Below are 486 nucleotides of genomic sequence, written 5' to 3'. Positions count from 1 at the left end.
ATCGCAGAACGAATGTCTGATGTTTTTTCATTTTTTGGTTTAATTGATCGAACATCAACAATTGGACGATAATCTAGTTTTGCTGATTTTTTCCAAAGCTCTGTCCATTCATCTTGTGAAATATAATTATTTTTATTTTTAAAGTATGTCGGACTAATAAAAAGTAAAACGTGAATATGAGGGTGATAAGTATCCATTGATTCGTTTATCGTTACTTCAGTTGCTCTCAGGAATCCAAGAATATTTTTAGAAACTTTTTTATATTTCATCAACCGATTGAAGGCTTCAGAAAGAAGAGATAGTTCGTTATTCAAACCTTCTCCAGAAACATTTTCAACCGTTAACGTCAAGAACAAAAAGCGTCCCTTGGGTTTTCTAATCATTGCTTCTTCGACAATTTTTGAGATCTGAACTTGATACTTCATTGACCGCCTCCAAGAGCAAATAGCACATTGTTTATTTTTACAAGTGTACATTTGGAATAAA

Annotated in this window: 1 protein-coding gene; it reads right to left on the bottom strand. The window is 32.3% G+C overall.

Translation table 11 applies throughout. The features are described from left to right. A partial coding sequence (locus tag FDW96_RS15140) for a protein rep (RefSeq protein WP_252362876.1) occupies positions 1–425 on the bottom strand: 425 nt, incomplete at its 3' end. Positions 426–486 lie beyond the last annotated feature (61 nt).

Origin of the sequence: Citrobacter sp. TBCS-15, from assembly GCF_005280815.1 — a bacterium.
In the GTDB taxonomy this organism is placed as follows: Bacteria; Pseudomonadota; Gammaproteobacteria; order Enterobacterales; family Enterobacteriaceae; genus Citrobacter; species Citrobacter werkmanii.
The sequence above is the reverse complement of the archived record's forward strand: the minus strand, read 5'-3'. Positions and strand labels throughout refer to the sequence as shown.